This is a genomic window from Billgrantia gudaonensis (assembly GCF_900100195.1).
Taxonomy (GTDB): Bacteria; Pseudomonadota; Gammaproteobacteria; order Pseudomonadales; family Halomonadaceae; genus Halomonas; species Halomonas gudaonensis.
Map to the genome: position 1 here is coordinate 1 of NZ_FNES01000017.1, position 18,869 is coordinate 18,869.

The 18,869-nt window shown below is 62.8% G+C and carries 19 protein-coding genes and 1 tRNA gene; 3 read left to right on the forward strand and 17 right to left on the reverse strand.

The genetic code is table 11. The features are described 5' to 3' along the window. The 17 genes from BLP96_RS16615 to rplU form a co-directional block, all read right to left on the reverse strand. Positions 1-296: transposase (locus BLP96_RS16615; RefSeq protein WP_143005131.1), on the reverse strand; the 296-nt coding region annotated here is incomplete at its 3' end. A gap of 219 nt (positions 297-515) precedes the next feature. Next, positions 516-1,616, reverse strand: coding sequence for a pilus assembly PilX family protein (locus BLP96_RS16620; protein WP_176761549.1), 1,101 nt, complete (start codon positions 1,614-1,616; stop codon positions 516-518). Positions 1,617-1,627: 11 nt separating this feature from the next. Then, complete coding sequence (locus tag BLP96_RS16625; RefSeq protein ID WP_089688420.1) at positions 1,628-2,134, reverse strand: PilW family protein; 507 nt, start codon at positions 2,132-2,134, stop codon at positions 1,628-1,630. Further along, positions 2,131-2,535 carry a type IV pilus modification protein PilV gene (pilV, locus tag BLP96_RS16630; RefSeq protein WP_089688422.1) on the reverse strand — a complete coding sequence of 135 codons (405 nt, stop codon included), beginning with the start codon at positions 2,533-2,535 and terminating at the stop codon, positions 2,131-2,133. The genes BLP96_RS16625 and pilV overlap by 4 nt, the downstream gene beginning before the upstream one ends. Then, entirely contained in the window at positions 2,532-2,987 is a 456-nt protein-coding gene (locus tag BLP96_RS16635; protein ID WP_176761550.1) for a GspH/FimT family pseudopilin, read from the reverse strand. The genes pilV and BLP96_RS16635 overlap by 4 nt, the downstream gene beginning before the upstream one ends. Positions 2,988-2,991: 4 nt before the next feature. After that, complete coding sequence (locus BLP96_RS20505) at positions 2,992-3,426, reverse strand: type IV pilin protein (RefSeq protein ID WP_089688426.1); 435 nt, start codon at positions 3,424-3,426, stop codon at positions 2,992-2,994. A 173-nt stretch (positions 3,427-3,599) separates the two neighbouring features. Further along, the gene (gene ispH / locus BLP96_RS16645; RefSeq protein ID WP_089688429.1) at positions 3,600-4,598 is read right to left on the reverse strand and encodes a 4-hydroxy-3-methylbut-2-enyl diphosphate reductase; all 999 of its coding nucleotides are present in this window, start codon (positions 4,596-4,598) and stop codon (positions 3,600-3,602) included. Between the two features lie 172 nt (positions 4,599-4,770). Beyond that, positions 4,771-5,217, reverse strand: a complete 447-nt coding sequence (fkpB, locus tag BLP96_RS16650; RefSeq protein ID WP_089688431.1) for an FKBP-type peptidyl-prolyl cis-trans isomerase — start codon at positions 5,215-5,217, stop codon at positions 4,771-4,773. Positions 5,218-5,257: 40 nt separating this feature from the next. Then, on the reverse strand, positions 5,258-5,776 hold the full coding sequence (lspA, locus tag BLP96_RS16655) for a signal peptidase II (protein WP_245682294.1): 519 nt from the start codon (positions 5,774-5,776) through the stop codon (positions 5,258-5,260). After that, on the reverse strand, positions 5,769-8,603 hold the full coding sequence (ileS, locus tag BLP96_RS16660) for an isoleucine--tRNA ligase (RefSeq protein ID WP_089688433.1): 2,835 nt from the start codon (positions 8,601-8,603) through the stop codon (positions 5,769-5,771). The genes lspA and ileS overlap by 8 nt, the downstream gene beginning before the upstream one ends. Positions 8,604-8,612: 9 nt before the next feature. Then, positions 8,613-9,650 (reverse strand): bifunctional riboflavin kinase/FAD synthetase, encoded by a 1,038-nt coding sequence (ribF, locus tag BLP96_RS16665; RefSeq protein ID WP_089688435.1) that lies wholly within the window; start codon positions 9,648-9,650, stop codon positions 8,613-8,615. Positions 9,651-9,754: 104 nt separating this feature from the next. Then, positions 9,755-11,278, reverse strand: a complete 1,524-nt coding sequence (gene murJ, locus BLP96_RS16670; protein WP_089688577.1) for a murein biosynthesis integral membrane protein MurJ — start codon at positions 11,276-11,278, stop codon at positions 9,755-9,757. A 180-nt stretch (positions 11,279-11,458) separates the two neighbouring features. Next, complete coding sequence (gene rpsT, locus BLP96_RS16675; RefSeq protein WP_089688437.1) at positions 11,459-11,725, reverse strand: 30S ribosomal protein S20; 267 nt, start codon at positions 11,723-11,725, stop codon at positions 11,459-11,461. A 216-nt stretch (positions 11,726-11,941) separates the two neighbouring features. After that, positions 11,942-13,081 carry a glutamate 5-kinase gene (proB, locus tag BLP96_RS16680; protein WP_089688439.1) on the reverse strand — a complete coding sequence of 380 codons (1,140 nt, stop codon included), beginning with the start codon at positions 13,079-13,081 and terminating at the stop codon, positions 11,942-11,944. 11 nt (positions 13,082-13,092) lie between these two features. Continuing rightward, a complete protein-coding gene (gene cgtA / locus BLP96_RS16685) occupies positions 13,093-14,277 on the reverse strand; it encodes an Obg family GTPase CgtA (RefSeq protein ID WP_089688441.1) in 1,185 nt (394 codons plus the stop codon). A gap of 86 nt (positions 14,278-14,363) precedes the next feature. Beyond that, positions 14,364-14,621, reverse strand: a complete 258-nt coding sequence (gene rpmA / locus BLP96_RS16690) for a 50S ribosomal protein L27 (RefSeq protein WP_089688443.1) — start codon at positions 14,619-14,621, stop codon at positions 14,364-14,366. A gap of 35 nt (positions 14,622-14,656) precedes the next feature. After that, on the reverse strand, positions 14,657-14,968 hold the full coding sequence (gene rplU, locus BLP96_RS16695; RefSeq protein WP_089688446.1) for a 50S ribosomal protein L21: 312 nt from the start codon (positions 14,966-14,968) through the stop codon (positions 14,657-14,659). Between the two features lie 263 nt (positions 14,969-15,231). Here rplU and ispB point away from each other — a divergent pair, with 263 nt between their 5' ends. The 3 genes from ispB (at position 15,232) to BLP96_RS16710 (ending at position 18,853) form a co-directional block, all read left to right on the forward strand. Then, complete coding sequence (gene ispB, locus BLP96_RS16700; protein WP_089688448.1) at positions 15,232-16,236, forward strand: octaprenyl diphosphate synthase; 1,005 nt, start codon at positions 15,232-15,234, stop codon at positions 16,234-16,236. Between the two features lie 90 nt (positions 16,237-16,326). Beyond that, a tRNA-Pro gene (locus BLP96_RS16705) sits at positions 16,327-16,403 on the forward strand. A 317-nt stretch (positions 16,404-16,720) separates the two neighbouring features. Beyond that, on the forward strand, positions 16,721-18,853 hold the full coding sequence (locus tag BLP96_RS16710; RefSeq protein ID WP_089688450.1) for a TonB-dependent siderophore receptor: 2,133 nt from the start codon (positions 16,721-16,723) through the stop codon (positions 18,851-18,853). The last annotated feature ends 16 nt before the right edge of the window (positions 18,854-18,869 follow it).

Sequence of the window (18,869 nt, forward strand, 5' to 3'; positions counted from 1 at the left end):
CGCCAGGCCTCCACCTGCTCGGGGTAGAGCCCACGCTCGCGGCAATAGGCGCTGAGTTCGGCCTCGTTCATCGGGGCCGTCTCCAGGACGATCTGGAATTTCTCCTGGCTGGTCCACTGGTCGGGCTCGTTCGAACGTGATGGCAAAACCTGTCCTCGTGCTCTGGCCTGTTTCCGCCAATTGTAGAGGGTTGTCGCGGTGATGCCTTCCTGCTCGGCCAGTTCCGGGATGGTTATGCTCATCGGCGGCGCCATCTTCTTGAGGATGGCTTCCTTACGCTCTGCGGGGTAACGCATGTTGATCACCTCTCAATCCGTTTAGGTGACAACTACGTTGACGCATAGGGCCGATGGGCGACGACAAGCCACGCAGCGTCATCAAGCGGGTCTACGTGCCGACGTACGTGAAGATAGGGCCGCATGGGGAGCGGGTTATCGTGCCGGGACATTATAAGAAATAAAAAAAGATAATAACAACCAATCAGCATAGAACAAAAATCAACAACACATTGAGAGTCACCTCCACTCAGAAATTTTTGGCTTTCCTCCAACTTTACCAGAATCGCCGCCTCCAAAAAATTCTTCTAACGAAAAACCATAGGGCTCTAGAGCATCTACAACGACCTCCTCTTGGTACCACACACTTCCTTTATTCCCTCCACCATTAAACCTAGCTTCAGTCACCGCTCCAACTTTCCAGCCAACATCAGAGCCATCTTTGTAGTCATCAAGGTTTTCAACATCCAAAACGATCAAAGACCCACCCAGATCAACATTTCCATTAAAATTAACCTCCCCCCCAAGCACAATATGCAACCCCTCCACACTAGAATTACCAGAAAGAGTCATTCCACCTTCATGAAAAACAACACCAGACCTCTTGTCATCAGCTAAATATTCATCATATAATTTTTTAATATTTTCAACAAGCATCTCTTTACCACTCTTAGAATACGACTCCAAAGTACCGTCTCTTAAGCCCGTTTTGTTATTACCTCTCTCAACCTCGCTTAGGATATCATCTCTCGAATAAAGGCCCTCACCCTCAAAGACAGAAAGCGCTGAAACATAAAAACTATCACCACTCTCCCCCTGCCCAGCTATCCTGCTTTTATTCGAATTAGGCCAATGAACATTGGCGTCATCGGAAAGTCCACCGGGAAAATTAACGGCTGAAGGACCAGCATACCCCTCATCCAAATCAACCTTTACAAACAACGGGTCACTTGTAGCTAAAACCTCCCCACCATTACTTAAAACAGAGCCCAATGAAACGATATAATACTCACCCTCGGCCTCAACATAAACATACTTACAACCAACACTCCCTTCACACACATTTTCATCTACTGTTAGCCCTTCACCAAAACCATCCCAAGCGACACTCTCAAAATCATCCAAACCACCAACTTCAAAATCATCAGAGCTAAGATCTTCCTTATCAAAGGCAGCTGAAACCGCCTTCTCTGCTGCCATTTGCGCTTCGGTCGCTGCCTTATAATTCCCTGCCAAGCGCTCTTCCACCAACGACGACTGCATGCCGGAGAGGCCAAGCATCAGCGACATGGTCAGCATGGAAAGGACCACGACCAGAGCGGCACCCTGCTGTTGTTTCATATCCCACCCCATCAGTTGGTAGTGGCTTCAGTCCGGTTCATGGCATGAAACACGATATCGTCCCCTTCGGACACTAACTGAAATGTGATTACATAGAGCCCGTCACTTGCTCCATCCTCCGCCGCAGAAAATGCACTATCACTGCTGAACCCCTGCACTACCGGCTCCTTTGATCCACCTTCTTCAAGATACAAAGACCAAATGGCACGATCTTCATCATCATGTCTATCCAGGTAGTATTTTCGCGTCGCTCCATCTGCCAGGGTGATCTGCAATTCACCCTCTTCTCCCGCATCGGTGCCCTCGATGCTGTCAGCCCGCCGGATGTCCCTGATCAAGACATCCGCCGCGAACATCAGCGCAGCCTGCTTGTCACTCAACTCTTCGACTTTTTTGAAATTCTGAAACCCCGTGAGAAACAGCTGCCCGGCGCCGAGGATGATGACGAGACCGATCAGCAGCGCCACCATCAGCTCGACGAGAGAGAAACCTCGAGAACGATGCATCCCCCCTTTCATGGCCGACTCCCCGGCAGCCGCGTCGTGTAGGTAAAACTGGCATCGCCACTATCACCAAGACGAGAATCGTCCCAGCTCAAGACCACATCGAACACGCACTCATTGCCGTTGGGCGTCACACTCCCTTCCAGCCCGGGGATGACTGCTCGCCAGCGAGTCTGCCAAGCCGCTTCGTCTCCACCCAGATCGGGGCACTCCATTTCATCGGCATCGAACTTGGACCACAGCAGCTCGACGGCATCCTGGGCCGCCAGCGATGCCGTCGCACGCTGATAACCGGCATGCGCACTCTGCAGCGACTTCAGTTGCATGGCCGCCACGCCCAACAGTCCGATGGAAAGCACCAGCAGCGCTACCAACGCTTCGATCAGCGTGAAGCCGCGTTGCTGCTTCGCTTTCATGAGCCACCTCGGCCGATTCTGCCAAAGCCACTGATCTGGATGTTCTTGCTACCGCCATCGTCATGGCTGACGGTCAACGTGCAGCCGCCATCACAATCCGTACTCTCGACGATGCGCCCCAGCCGATCGAACTCGACGGTGCTGCCGTCGGATAGCGTGATCTCGTCCCCGGAAGCCGTGCGAGTGCGGATGGGATCGTCGCTACCCTCATCCGTCACGTAGACCCGGTATTTCCAGGGCGAGCCGGCCACTACCTCGAAGGAGACTTCCTCGCGCCGCTTGATGGCTTCACTGCGGGCGAGATGCAGGCCGGATAGCACTTCGTTGTAGTCACTGTTGAGGCGGTTGGTGGCCATCATGCTCTGAAACCCCGGAATGGCGATCGTTGCCATGATGACGATCACGGCAATGGTGACCAGCAGCTCGATCAGTGTGAAACCGCGCTGTCGCATGCCATCACCAGCAACCGGACGCACCGGCACTCGTTTCACCCGTTTCATCGACGCTCAAGTCACCACAGGCATCACCTGCCTGAGAGCCCGTCGGGCTGGCAGTAACGGTGAAAGCGCCACCATTTGCCGACACCGTAAAGCTGTAGTAGTCGCTTTCGGTGTTGGCATCGCTCTCGGCATCGTCAGCCGGACCACAACCCGAATAGCTGTAGTCGTTCGTGTAGCAGCGCTCTAGAGCACCGGCGATATTCAGAAGGAAGGATTGCGCCTCTGCCCTTCGACTCTTCTCTACGTACCCCGTGTAGCTCGGATAGGCGATGGCGGCGAGGATACCGATGATGGCCACGGTGATCAGCAGCTCGATCAGCGTGAAACCGGTGCTTCGGCGTGCCCGAGCGGTCGATGTCTGGCGGTGGCAGAAGCGGTGGTGGCTGGTCACGCGGTGCGTCTCCCCTGCGGTGCGGCGTTCGATTTCAGTATGTGGCAACTCAGTCGCAGGTACCAGGGACGAGATCAACGAAGCCAGGCATTTGCCCGGCTTCGTTGAGAAACGGAGAATGACAGAACCGATATGGCGGGTACCGTTCGCGTGCCCCGCCTGGCTTGAAATGCCTAGTCGCTGGCGATCACCCTTTCACGCAGTTCCCGCGGCATGGAGAAGGTGATGGTCTCCTCGCGGCCGGCGAGTTCTTCCGGCGCCGTGGCGCCAAGGCGCTGCAGGCGTTCGATCACGCCCTTGACCAGCACCTCGGGAGCGCTGGCCCCGGCGGTAACGCCCACCGAGTTCACACCTTCCAGCCAGGCCGGGTCGATCTGCTCGGCGTTGTCGATCAGGTAGGCCGGCGTTCCGACCCGCTCCGAGAGTTCGCGCAGGCGGTTGGAGTTGGAGCTGTTGGGGCTGCCCACCACCAGCAGCAGGTCGCTGCCGGACGCGAGGTCGCGTACCGCATCCTGGCGGTTCTGGGTGGCGTAGCAGATATCGTCCTTGCGCGGTCCGTCGATGGCCGGGAACTTGGCACGCAGAGCGTCGATCACCTTGGCGGTGTCGTCCATGGAGAGCGTCGTCTGGGTGACGAAAGCGAGTCGGCTCGGATCCTTGACCTCGAGCCGGGCCACGTCGTTCTCGTCTTCTACCAGGTAGATCTGCCCGCCATGTCGAGTGTCGTAGCGCCCCATGGTGCCTTCCACCTCGGGGTGGCCTTCGTGACCGATCAGGATGCACTCCTGGCCACGCTTGGCGTAGCGCAACACCTCCATGTGCACCTTGGTGACCAGCGGACAGGTGGCATCGAACACCTTGAGGCCGCGGCGCTCGGCATCCTCCTGCACGGCGCGAGAGACGCCGTGGGCGGAAAAGATGACGATGACGTCGTCAGGCACTTCATGGAGCTCCTCGACGAACACCGCCCCCCGCTCGCGCAGGCTGTCGACCACGAAGCGGTTGTGGACCACCTCGTGGCGCACGTAGATGGGCGGGCCGAAGACGTCCAGCGCGCGGTTGACGATCTCGATGGCGCGGTCGACGCCAGCGCAGAAGCCGCGCGGGTTGGCCAGCCTGATCTGCAAAGAATTCGCTTGCATGGTTGCCTTGCCTCGATGCGTCAGGGGCATCTGCTTGTGAAAAGTAGGAAAGCGCTGAGTTCCGTCGCGAGTGAAGATAGGCTGGCCGCCGCCGGAGCGGAGAATCCGGAGTTTACACGGCAGTAAATGAGGATTCGACCGGGCTGGCGACCCAGTACCGCCGGCGGCCAGGTATCGAGCGCAGCAGGAAGTCAATGTTTTCCTAGTGTGTTTGAGCGGGCTTCACGTCCAGCACTTCCACCTCGAAGGTCAGGGTACGCCCCGCCAGCGGATGGTTGAAGTCCACCTCCACCTGTTTTTCGTCGACGCGCTTGATCACCCCGGGCAGCTCGCCGCCGGCAGGGTCGGCGAAGGACATCACCGTGCCCACCTCGGGCTCCATGTCCTCGAAGTCATCGCGCTTGAGTAACTGGATGTTCTGCGGATTGTGCTGGCCGAAGGCATGCTCCGGAGTGATCTCGAAGGCACCGCTTTCGCCCGCCGCCATGCCTTGGATGGGCTTCTCGAAGCCGGGCGGCAAGTTGCCGTCGCCCACCGCGAAGGTGGCCGGAGACTTGTCGTGGGTGGTATCCACCACGGTGCCGTCTTCCAGCTTGAGGGTAAAGTGCAGGGTCACTTCCATGCCTTCGTCGATGCGGTAGTCGCTCATGGTTTCTCTCATGCGTTGCGACTCGAGACTCGCTCGAGACTCAAGGGTTCCGTCGGCGCGCCCGACGCTTCTCGCCGAACACCGATTCCCAGACCAGCCCGATGGCACCCAGGGTGATGCCGATGTCCGCCACGTTGAAGGCCGGGTAGTACCAACCGCCAACGTGGAAGGAGAGGAAATCCACCACGTAGCCGTGCACGAGGCGGTCATAGAGGTTGCCCAGCGCCCCGCCGATGATCGCTGCCAGAGAGACGGCCAGCAGGGTCTCGTCGGCCTTGAGGCGGCGCATCCAGATCGTCAGGCCGACGCTGGCGCCCACGGCGATGGCGGCGAAGAACCAGCGCTGCCAGCCCGGATGGTCGGCCAGAAAGCTGAACGCCGCCCCGGTGTTGTGCAACAGCGTCAGGTCGAAGAACGGCAGTACTTCCACCGGCCGAGCGTACTCCAGCCAGGACGTGGCAGCGGTCTTGGTAGCCAGGTCCAGCACCAGCACCGCCACTGCCAGCCACAGCCAGCGCAGCGGACGCTGCATGGGTGGCATGCCCTGTTCGTCAGGCATGACGACGCGTCTCGCCGGGGCCGTCGGGCAGATTGCTCACGCAGCGTCCACACAGGTCGTCATGGCCGGGGTGAGTGCCCACATCGGCACGATGGTGCCAGCAACGTTCGCACTTGGTGTGTGCGCTGGCGGCCACGCTCACCTTGAGGCCGTCGAGGTCGGTGGACTCGGCGCTCGCGCCGTCGGCAAGCGGCGCCAGGGTGACCTCGCTGGTCAGCATCACGAAGCGCAGCTCGTCGCCCAGCTTGGATAGCGTTTCGCGTAGGCCATCGTCGACGTAGAGCGTGATCTCGGCGGCCAGGCTGCCCTTGATCACCTTGGCGTTGCGGGCCTCCTCCAGGCACTTGTTGACCGCCTGCTTGACCTCGAGCACCTGTTCCCAGAAGTCGCGGCCCATCTCGGCATCGGCAGCCAAGGTCTCGAGCCCGGTGTAGTACTCCTCGAGCAGCACGCTGTCGTTGCGCTTGCCAGGAATGTGCTTGTAGATCTCCTCGGCGGTGAACGAGAGGATCGGCGCCACCCAGCGGGCCAGCGCCTCCACCACGTGGTAGAGCGCGGTCTGGGCGCTGCGCCGCGCCACGGAGTCGGCCTGGGTGGTGTACTGGCGATCCTTGATCACGTCGAGGTAGAAACCGCCCAACTCGCGCGCGCAAAAGCCGTGCACCTGCTGATAGACGTCGAGGAAGCGGTACTCCTCGTAGGCCGTCTCGATGCGCCCCTGCAATTGGGCGGCACGGTCCACCACCCACTGGTCCAGCGCCAGCATGTCGTCGAAGGCGACCGCGTCGCGCTCGGGTTCGAAGCCATTGAGGTTGGCCAGCAGGAAGCGCGCGGTGTTGCGGATGCGCCGGTAGACGTCGGCGGTGCGCTTGAGGATCTCGTCGGAAACGGCCATCTCGCCGGCGTAGTCGGTGGAGGCGACCCACAGGCGCAGGATGTCGGCGCCGAGCTTGTCCATCACCTCCTGAGGCGCCACCACGTTGCCCAGCGACTTGGACATCTTGCGGCCATGGGCGTCGACGGTGAAACCGTGGGTGAGCAGGCCGCGATACGGCGGATGGCCGTCGATGGCACAGCCAGTGAGCAGCGAGGAGTGGAACCAGCCGCGGTGCTGGTCGGAGCCCTCGAGGTAGAGGTCGGCTCGCGGGCCGCTGTCGTGGCCGTGGGGATGCGAGCCGCGCAGCACGTGGCGGTGGGTGGTGCCGGAGTCGAACCACACGTCCAGGGTGTCGGTAACCTTGTCGTAGTCGGCCGCCTCGTCGCCCAGGAGTTCGGCCGGCTCGAGGCGGAACCAGGCATCGATTCCCTCCTTCTCCACGCGCTTGGCGGCCTCCTCCATGAGCTCGACGGTACGCGGGTGCAGCTCGCCGGTGGTCTTGTGCAGGAAGAACGGGATCGGCACGCCCCAGTTGCGCTGGCGCGAGATGCACCAGTCGGGGCGGTTGGCGATCATGCTGTGCAGGCGCGCCTGGCCCCAGCCGGGGGTGAAGCGGGTAGCCTCGATGCCGGCGAGCGCCCGCTCGCGCAGCGTCCTGCCGTCCTTGCCCTTGACGTCCATGCCCACGAACCACTGGGCGGTGGCACGATAGATCACCGGCGTCTTGTGCCGCCAGCAGTGCATGTAACTGTGGGTGATGCGCTTGTGGGCGAGCAGTGCGCCTACCTCATCGAGCTTGGCGACGATCTGCGGGTTGGCCTTCCAGATCAACTGACCGCCGAAGAACGGCAGGTCATCGGCGTAGACACCGTCGCCCTGCACCGGATTGAGCATGTCGCTGAAATCCATGCCGTGGGCGCGGCAGGTGACGAAGTCGTCGACACCGTAAGAGGGAGCGGAGTGAACGATACCGGTGCTGCCCACCTCCACTTCGACGTAATCGGCTAGGTATACCGGCGACAGGCGATCGTAGAAGGGGTGGCGGAACTCGAGCCCGTTCAGACGCTCACCGGTGGCGGTGGCAACGATCTCGCCTTCCAGGCCGAACCGCTCGAGACAGCTCTCCACCAGTTCCTCGGCCAGCACCAGCAGGCGCTCGCCCACGTCGACCAGCGCATAGGTGAACTCGGGGTGAACGTTGAGCGCCTGGTTGGCGGGTACGGTCCAGGGCGTGGTGGTCCAGATGACGATCGCCGCCGGCCTGGGCAGCTCGGAGAGCCCGAAGGCGGCGGCAAGCCCGGCATCGTCGGCGCTGGGGAAAGCCACGTCGATGGCGTCGGACTGCTTGTCCTGATACTCCACCTCGGCCTCGGCCAGCGCCGAGCCGCAGTCGAAGCACCAGTTGACCGGCTTCAAGCCCTTGAAGACGTAGCCCGCCTCGACCATGTCGGCCAGGGCGCGAATCTCACCAGCCTCGTTGGCGTAGTCCATGGAGCGGTAGGGGTTGCCCCAGTCGCCGACCACGCCCAGGCGCACGAAATCCTGCATCTGTCCCTGGATCTGCTCGGCTGCGTACTCGCGGCACAGCGCACGGGCCCGTTCGGGCTCGAGGTGCTTGCCGTGGGTGGTTTCCACCCTGTGCTCGATGGGCAGGCCGTGGCAGTCCCAGCCGGGCACGTAGGGAGCGTCGAAACCAGCCAGGTTCTTCGACTTGACGATGATGTCCTTGAGAATCTTGTTGACGGCGTGCCCGATGTGGATGCTGCCGTTGGCGTAGGGAGGACCGTCGTGCAGCACGAAGAGCTGGCGACCGCGGCGCTCTTCGCGCAGGCGATGGTAGAGATCGAGCGCTTCCCACTGCGCCAGCCTCTCGGGCTCGCGCTTGGGCAGCATCCCGCGCATGGGGAAGTCGGTTTCGGGCAGGTTCAGCGTATGCTTGTAGTCGCTCATATCCGGGGATCAGCCGTCGTCGTGGTCGGCGGGCAGCTCCGCCGAGGAATCGGAAGTCACGGCCTCGCGCGCCAGCGGCGCCGATGCCAGGAAAAGGGCGTCGTCGCCCGTGCCGAGCGGATGCTCGACGAAATAACGCTGCGCTCGCCGCAGGTCGGTCGCAATCTGCCGTTTGAGCGCCGTGAAGTCGTCGAACTTGATCTCGCCCCGCAGCTTGGCACAGGGCGTGACCGCCAGTCGCTCGCCGTAGAGCTCGCCGTCGAAATCGAACAGATGCACCTCGAGCACAGGCCGGTGGCTGCCTACCGTGGGCCGCCAGCCGATGTTGGCCACACCGGCACGCACCGTGCCGTCGGGTAGCTCGGCAACCACGGCGTAGACGCCGCGCAGGGCCAGCGGCAGAGGCAGCAGCGGCAGGTTGGCGGTAGGCACGCCGATGGTGCGGCCAAGCTTCTGGTCGGCCACCACTCGGCCGGAGAGCCGGTAAGGGCGTCCGAGCATGCGCGCCGCGGCGGCGAAGTTGCCGCTGGCCAGCAGGGTGCGCACGCGGGTGCTGGAAACCCGCTCGTCGTCGAGAGTGAAGGTGCGCGTGTGCTCGACGCCGAAGCCGCGAGCCTGGCCCACGGCCGTGAGCAGATGGAAGTCGCCGCGGCGATCGCAGCCGAAGCGGAAGTCGTCGCCCACCACCAGGTGACGCACGTCCAGCCCCTCGATCAGTACGCGGTCGATGAAGGACTCGGCGGTGAGGCTTCTCAGCGCCTCGTTGAACGGCAGGCAGAGCACGTACTCCACGCCGCACTCGCCAAGCAAGCGCACCTTCTCGCGCAGACGGGTCAGTCGCGGCGGTGCCTGATCGCCGGCGAAGAACTCTCGCGGCTGGGGCTCGAACACCACCACGGTCACCGGCAACCCCAGGCGAGAGGCCTGCTCGCGACACTGCTCGAGAATCGCCCGATGGCCGCGATGCACCCCATCGAAATTGCCGATGGTGGCCACGCAGCCGCGATGCATCTCGCGCAGGTTGTGCAGTCCTCGAATCACTTGCATGGCGATGCCACCCGGACGGTGTAAAGTCGTCGATTATAACGGACCGAGCCCCCCTTGACAGCCGGACCGGCTTGGTCTTTCTCTCAGCCCTTCATGTGCTCGCTTCAGCTTTTCATTCGAAAATGGCGTAGACGTACCCCGGTGGCGGCAAGCCAGGCGAAATAGAGCCCGGATCCGCCGAATACCAGCGCCGCCAGCCAGGCTGTGCGCGTCCACACCGACCAGCCGAGCCAGGCCTGCCACTCGGGAGCGAGCCACGCCAGCCCCGCCACCATTACCGCGCAGCCGCCGAGCAGCTGCACGCCATAGCGCCCCCAGCCAGGCTGGAAGACCAGCACGCCCTCGCGGCGCAGCAGCCAGCCCAGCATGCCGGCGTTCATGAACGCCGAGAGCGCGGTGGCCAGTGCCAGGCCGGCATGGGCCAGCGGCCAGATGAAGATCAGGTTGAAGACCATGTTGGCTACCATGGCGACGATGCCCACCTTCACCGGGGTCTTGGTGTCCTGACGGGCGAAGAAGCCTGGCGCCAGCACCTTGATCAGCATGAAGGCGACCAGACCGACGGCATAGGCACGCAGGCTCATCGCCGCCATGGCGATGTCGTGTTCGGTCATGGCGCCGTAGTGGAACAGGCTGATCAGCAGTGGCTCGGCGAGCACGACCAGAGCCAGCGCCGCCGGCAGACCGAGCAGCAGTACGCTGCGAATCGCCCAGTCGAGCATGGCGCTGAAGTGTTCGCGAGACTGCTCGGCGTGGCGCTTGGAGAGCGCCGGCAGAATCACCGTGCCGATGGCGATGCCGAACACGCCCAGCGGCAGCTCCACCAGGCGGTCGGAGTAGTAGAGCCAGGAAACGCTGCCCGCCGCCAGCAGCGAAGCGAGCACGGTGTCGAGTAGCAAATTGATCTGCGATACCGAGACGCCGAACAGCGCCGGCACCATCAACTTGAGGATGCGCCGCACCCCGGCATGGGCGAAATCGGGCCAGGGCCGAGGCAGCAGCCCCAGGCGTGCCAGGAAGGGAGTCTGGAAGGCCAGCTGCGCGAGCCCGGCGATCAGCACCCCCCAGGCCAGCGCCATGGCAGGCTCGGCGAACAGCGGGGTGAGTGCCAGCGCCGAGCCGATCAGCGCGAGGTTAAGCAGCACCGGGGTGAAGGCCGGCACCGCGAAGCGGTTCCAGGTATTGAGCACGCTGCCGGCGAAGGCGGTGAGCGAGATCAGCAGCAGGTAGGGAAAGGTGAGCCGCAGCATGTCGGCAGTGAGCGCCAGCTTGGCCGGGTCGCGACCGAAGCCGGGGGCGAAGAGCCACACCAGCCATGGAGCGGCGAACATGGCCAAGGCGGTGATCAAGGCGAGCACCGCCGCGAGGCTGCCGGCCACCGCATCGAGCAGCTCGCGCACCTCGCGCTTGCTGCCGCGGGTCGCCACCTCGGAGAGCACCGGCACGAAGGCCTGGTTGAAGGCGCCCTCGGCGAACAGGCGGCGCAGGAAATTGGGAATCTTGAAGGCCACGAAGAAGGCGTCCGCGCCATTGCCCGCCCCGAGCAGCGCGGCGATGACCACGTCGCGGACGAGTCCCATGACCCGCGAGAGCATGGTCATGGCGCTGACCACCAGACCCGAGCGCATCAGTCCCCCGCTCTTGGGGGCCACGGCGCGCTCGTCATCGGTCACGGGCGATGTCTCGGGCTCCGGCGGTGAACCGGGTGGCTGGCGATCCGTCACGATCTTCCTCGGTCGACGCGAAAGTCTTGCGGGCGGGCACAAAAAAACCGGCCGCAGCCGGTTTTTTCTGGCGCCTCACCGGCCTTACGCCGCGAGCGCCTTGATGCGCGCGTTGAGACGGCTCTTGAGGCGAGCGGCCTTCTTCTTGGACAGCACGTCCTTGTCGGCGATGCGATCGATGATCGGCTGCGCCTGCTTGAAGGCATCCATGGCCTGGGCGTGGTCGCCGCCGTTGATGGCCTTGATGACGTTCTTGACGTAGGTACGAACCATGCTGCGCTGGCTCGCCTTCAGGACACGACGGCCCTCGGCCTGACGGGCCCGCTTGCGGGCTTGCTTGCTGTTTGCCACTGACTGTCTCCTTGGAGAAAGTTGCTGCCGCCGACACCGGACGACATGTATTCAACCGATTGATCCGACAGGAAAACGAAAAGCTCCCCATCGGCTTGGCCATCTGGCCGACCGCCTGCTGCGAAGCGATCGCTTACGGGCCGTGTCTGAGAGGATGGCGCATCCTATCACAACCCCGACGCCTCTTGCCAGCGTCCGACGCGGTGCCGGCCTCCTTCACAACACGACCAGGTTGTCGCGGTGGATCAGCTCGGGCGCCTCCATGAAACCGAGGATCGCCTCGATCTGGTGGCTGGGTTGCCCCTGGATCTGGCGGGCGTCCTCGGCACCGTAGTTGACCAACCCCTTGGCCACTCGCTCGCCGTGCTCGTCGATGCACAACACCATGTCGCCACGCACGAAACTGCCGGATACCGCCTTGACGCCCACCGGAAGCAGGCTAGAACCGCGATCGCGCAGCACCTTCACCGCTCCGGCATCCAGCGTCAGGCTGCCGCGCACCTGCAGCTGGCCGGCCAGCCAGCGCTTGCGTGCCGCCATCGGCGCCTGGTCAGGGCTGAGCAGGGTGCCGAGCCGCTCGCCATCGAACAGCCGGGTCAGCACTTCGGACTGACGACCACTGGCGATCGCCGTGCAGGCACCGGAACGCGCGGCCAGTCGCGCGGCACGCACCTTGGTGGCCATGCCGCCGCGCCCCAGAGTGCCGCTGCCCCCGGCCATCGCCACGAAAGAGGGATCATCGGCCCGTCCTTCATGGATCAGTCGCGCCGCGGAGTGGTGGCGCGGGTCGGCATCGAAGAGGCCTTCCTGATCGGTGAGAATCACCAGCGCGTCGGCTTCCAGCAGGTTGGCGACCAGCGCCCCCAGGGTATCGTTGTCGCCGAAGCGGATCTCGTCGGTGACCACGGTGTCGTTCTCGTTGACCACCGGCACCACCCGCAGGTCGACCAGCGTACGCAGAGCGGAACGCGCATTGAGGTAGCGCTTGCGGTTGGAGAGATCGTCGTGGGTCAGCAGCACCTGGGCGGTGAGCAGATCGTGACGGGCGAAATGGTGCTCATAGCACTGGGTGAGGCCGTTCTGCCCCACCGCGGCAGCCGCCTGCAGCTCGTAGACCGCCGAGGGGCGCATCTGCCAGCCCAACCGCACCATTCCCGCCGCCACGGCGCCGGAGGAGACCAACACCACCTCGATACCGCGGCGATGCAGTGCGGCAATCTGGTCCACCCAGCCGCCGATGGCAGCCTCGTCGAGGCCGCGGCCGTCGTTGGTCAGCAGCGCGCTGCCGACCTTCACCACCACCCGGCGGGCATCACGCAAGGCGTCACGCCCTCCTCGCTGATCTTCGAGCGTCATCTCACGCGCTCCTACTCCACATATTCGACCTCGACGTCGTAGTCATCGTCATCGAAATCGTCGTCGTCCTCAGCGCGCTTGCGCTTGCGACCCAGTCGCGCCTCGGCACGCGCCACCGCCTCGGACTCCATGCGCGTGCGCATGTCACGAGCCTGTGCGGCAACCTCTTCATCCTCGTTTTCCAGGCGCCGCTGCTCGATCAGCCAGCGATAGGCGGCCTGAACCAAGGCATCGGTCCCCTCGCTGGCAATGGCCGAGATACGGAACACCGGCCCCTGCCACCCCAGGCGGGCGACGATTTCCTCGGCCTTCGCGTCGCGTTCGTCTTCGGGCAGCAGATCGAGCTTGTTGAGCACCAACCAGCGTGGCAACTCGGCCAGAGTCGGCGAAAACACCCCCAGCTCGTGGGCGATCGCTTCGGCCGCCGCCACGGGGTCCGACTCGTCGAAGGGCGCCACGTCAACCACGTGGAACAGCAATCGCGTGCGCGTCAGATGCTTGAGGAAACGCAGCCCCAGGCCGGCGCCATCGGAGGCGCCCTCGATCAGCCCCGGCACGTCGGCCATGACGAAGTGCTCATGCAGGCCCAGCTTGACCACACCAAGGTTGGGAACCAGCGTCGTGAAGGGGTAATCGGCGACCTTGGGCTTGGCCGCAGAGACAGCGCGGATCAGCGTCGACTTGCCGGCATTGGGGAGGCCCAGCAACCCCACGTCGGCCATCACCTTCATCTCCAGGCGCAGGTTGCGCCGCTCCCCTTCCGTTCCCGGCGTGGTTCTGCGCGGCGCACGGTTGGTCGACGACTTGAAGTGGATGTTGCCCAGTCCTCGACGGCCACCCTGGGCTACCAGTACCTGCTGGCCGATCTCGGTGACGTCAGCAATCACCTCCAGAGTATCTTCGTCGATCACCGTGGTACCCACTGGCACCTTGACCGCCAGATCGCTGCCGGCGCGGCCGCTCATCTGCCGCCCCTGTCCAGGGCGGCCGTTCTCGGCGGCATAGAAACGCTGATACTTGAAATCGATCAGCGTGTTGAGCGAGTCGTCGCCCACCAGGTAGACGCTGCCGCCATGACCGCCGTCGCCACCGTCGGGCCCACCCTTGGGCACGTACTTCTCGCGACGGAAACTCAGGCAGCCGTTGCCCCCCTTGCCGGCGGCCACGATGATCGAAGCCTCATCGACGAACTGCATCGTTTCACTCTCCTGACGACATCCGTCGCCATGATACAAGAAGGCCCCGCCAGGGCGGGGCCTTCTCGCTGCAAGGGCCGGCGCTCTCAGGCAGAGACGACGCTGACGAACTTGCGATTCTTCGGACCCTTGGTCTCGAACTTGATCACACCATCGTTCAGGGCGAACAGGGTGTGGTCGCGGCCCAGGCCGACACCGGTGCCGGCGTGGAACTTGGTGCCGCGCTGGCGCACGATGATGTTGCCGGCGGTCACGGTCTGACCACCGAACAGCTTGACGCCAAGGCGTTTGGACTCGCTGTCGCGACCGTTACGGGTGGAACCCGCTGCCTTCTTGTGAGCCATTGCAAATACCTCGCTGGTTCAGGGGGACGGACCGCTCAGGCGGAAATCCCGGTGATCTTGACTTCAGTGAACCACTGACGGTGGCCCTGACGCTTCATGTGGTGCTTGCGGCGACGGAACTTGATGATGCGCACCTTCTCGCCACGGCCGTGAGACACGACCTCGGCGGAAACCTTGGCACCCTCGACCAGCGGCGCGCCGACCTTGACGTCGTCCTCACCGCCGACCAGCAGCACTTCGTCGAAGTCGATGCTTTCGCCGGTCGGCACCTCGATCTTCTCGAGCTTGAGGGTCTGGCCTTCCTGAACGCGGTACTGCTTGCCGCCGCTCTTGATAACTGCGTACATGCTTCTCTCTCCAGGGCTCATCGGGAGTTGGCTCTTCATCGGCCTGCTTCGAGTGGCGCCCCTTACGGCAGCCATCTGACAGGGAGCGTGATGAGTGGGTCGCGAATTATAACGGCGAGCGCGGCCGGGCACAACCGTCAAGCGCCCGTGTGTCGCGCGTGGCGCTTGACGCCCCCGCAGGGGGCCCATAGCATGGCCGGCATCCCAAGGCCAGCGGCACCAAGCGCCATGCGCCGGCCCCACCCGCTCGATGAAACCGCGCCATGCCAGCCAACGCCTCCACCACATCCGCCTCTTCGCTCGCTGCCTCGCCGCTGCACGCCACGGTGGCCGACGACTTCGCCGCGGTCGACCGCACGATCATGGCGCAGTTGACTTCCCGTGTACCGCTGGTGGAAACCATCGGGCAATACATCGTGGCCAGCGGTGGCAAGCGTCTGCGCCCGCTGCTGGTGCTGCTCGCCGCCCGCGCACTGGGCTATGACGGCAACCGACACGTGACGCTGGCCACGCTGATCGAGTTCATGCACACCTCGACCCTGTTGCATGACGACGTGGTGGACGATTCGCACCTGCGCCGCGGCAAGGCCACCGCCAACGATGCCTGGGGCAACGCCCCCTCGGTACTGGTGGGCGACTTCCTCTATTCGCGCTCCTTCCAGATGATGGTAGAAGTGGGCTCGATGCGCATCATGGAGGTGCTTTCCAGCGCCACCTGCGTCATCGCCGAGGGCGAGGTGCTGCAGCTCACCAACGTCGGCAACCCGGACATCGACGAGGCCGCCTACTTCGAGACCATCCAGGGCAAGACGGCCATGCTCTTCGAGGCGGCATCGCACAGCGGCGCCATCCTCGCTGACGCCACGCCCGAACAGGAGGCCGCCCTGCAGCACTATGGGCGCTACCTGGGGCTTGCCTTTCAGCTCGTCGACGATCTACTCGACTATCAAGGCAACGCCGAGGCCATGGGCAAGAACGTCGGCGATGATCTGGCTGAGGGCAAGCCCACTCTGCCCTTGATCCAGGCCATGGCCGTCGGCACTCCGGAGCAAGCCCAGTTGGTACGCCGCGCCATCCGCAAAGGCGGTCTCGACCACCTCGAGGCCGTGCTCGAGATCGTCCGCGACACCGGCGCCCTGGACTACACCCGGGCCCGCGCCATCGAAATGGCCGACCGCGCCCTGGCCCAGCTCGACGCCCTGCCGGCCAGCCGCTATCGTGACAGCATGGCCGACCTGGCGCGCCTGGCCGTGGATCGCCAGAACTGACTGCGGCGCTTCGCCGCGGGGCTTGCACCAAGTCTCGATTCAGGTATAGTACGCAACGCGTTTACGGCAACGGCCTTCACGACGCGACAACGGAGTATAGCTCAGCTTGGTAGAGCGCTGCCTTCGGGAGGCAGAGGTCGTAGGTTCGAATCCTGCTACTCCGACCATCGAATTCAGCAAAAACCGCCACTTACGGATCATACCGGGTGGCGGTTTTTGCGTGGCCGGCTCGCAACCCACTATGAGGGCGACAATGCTGCCGATCGAGTCCCCTCCGCCTGGCCCGGGAACGGTGCCACTCCTACGATGCGACGCCCTCTGGTAACGCTCACTGCAACGTCATGCCATCGATGATATATTTAATGATAATCACTACATTTAGCATTGCTCTCTATGGCCGCTCGTACGCCCCGACGACAGCGCTCCCGCAACTGAAAGTCATAGGCGCGCGGCTGAGACTTCTACACCACAGGGGATGTCACGCATGACTGATCGTAAGATCCGGACTGGTGCCTCACGGACACGTTGGCAGCGCACCACCACCACCCTGGTGTGCTGCACACCGCTGGTCGCCTTACCCATTAGCGGGAACGCCCAAGAGACAGGCAGCAGCCAGGACGACGAGCAGGAGGCGTATCGCCTCACGCCCATCATCGTCAACGCCCGGGCAATCGCCGATGACAACGCGAACACGATCATGGCCAGGGAGCTTTGGATGGGCGGCAAGGTCGCGACCAGCATCCAGGACACCCCCGCTTCCGTCTCGGTCATCACCGAAAAAGAAATCGAGCAACGCGACGCCGATAACACCGAGGAGGTCCTGCAATATACGCCCGGCATCCTCACCGGCTACTGGGGGACCGACAACCGCAACGATTACTACAAGATTCGCGGCTTCGACGCCACGACCTACCGCGACGGGATGACGCTCGGTTCGATGCGCGGCGTACGCGAGGAACCTTACGCCTACGAACGCGTCGAGGTACTGCGAGGTGCCAACTCCACCCTGTTCGGCCCGGCGGACCCCGGTGGCTCGATCAACTTCGTGAGCAAACGGCCAAAATTCGAACGCTTTGGCGAAGGCTACCTGGGCTATGGCTCCTTCGATCACAAGGAGGCCGGTATCGATGTGGGAGATACGCTGGATGCCGACAAGACGCTGGCCTATCGCCTCACCGGCAAAATCCAGGACAGCGACCGCGAATACGATCACTCCAAGAACGACAAGCAGTTCTTCATGGGCGGCCTGACCTGGGAACCGACGGCGTACACCACCGCAACTGTCATCGTCGACTATCTGCAGCGTGACAACACGCCCAACAGCGGCGGCTATCCGTTCGACAGGGAATATGACCGCAGCAACTTCTTTGGCGAACCGGATTACAACTTTCACGATGTCGATCGGTCCAGTATTACCGGGATGCTCACCCATGATTTCGCTAACGGGCTGACCCTGCGCGGCAACCTGCGCTACAGCGATCTGACCGACGACTACGGTTACGTCTACATCACTGACAATCCGGCACGAACCGGCACGCTGGTCGACCGTGGCTATATTGGAAGAGATAGAGAAGCTCAGGAGTTGATCGGCAACGCCATCCTGCAATACGACACCAGCGTTGGCCCGGTCGATAGCAGTACGCTGGGCGGGGTCGAGTATCGCGATGAATCCAGCAAAACCACGTCCGTTTACGCCCCGGGAGATCCGATCGATGTCTCGAACCCCGTATATCAAGGCGCCCCGAGCAGCCTGACCCCCTATAGCGCCAATGACCAGGACAACAGGACTCGGTCGATTTTCCTGACGCAGAACCTGTCCTTTTATGACCATGTCATCGTCACCGCGGGCGTTCGCAATGACTCAATGGATCTTTCCAGCACGGACCTCGCGGGAACCACCTCGTCCGACGACGTCTCGGAAACCTCGTACCGGGGCGCATTGACCTACAAAATCACTGACGAGGTTTCCACCTATTACAGCTATGTGGAATCGATCGCGCCTCCGACCATCGGCGTCAAACCCGAGCGCGGCAAGCAGCATGAGCTTGGCGTGAAATATGCGCCCATTGGTATGAACGCGCTGTTCTCGGCTGCCGTTTATGAACTGAACAAGGACAACGTGGGCATCGCGGTGGTACAGGGTGACGGCACCATCGAACAGGAAACCGTCGGCGAATCCCGCGTGCGCGGCTTCGATCTGGCAGCCAAGGCCGAACTGACCGACAACCTGAGCCTGACCGGCGGCTATTCGTATATGGACCAGGAGGTGATTCGCGGCACGCTGAGCGATGGTACGTCAATCGAAGGGAACCAGTTCGCTACGGCACCGAAGCAAACCATTTCGCTGTGGACGCATTATACCCTGCCGGATACGGGCATGAGTCTCGGTCTGGGTGCCCGCTATGTCGATTCCTATTATTTTGATGCCGCCAACACCTCCAAAAGCGAGTCGGCAACGCTCTTCGATGCCTCCTTCGGTTACCAAGTCGTCAAGAATACCGACCTGACCGTCAACGTCAGCAACCTGCTCGACAAGCAGTACGTGGTCAACTCCGGCACGGCGGATTTCTATAATCAGGGCCGAGAAATCAAGGCAAAGCTTAGCTACCGTTGGTGAACGAACGCTTCCCTCA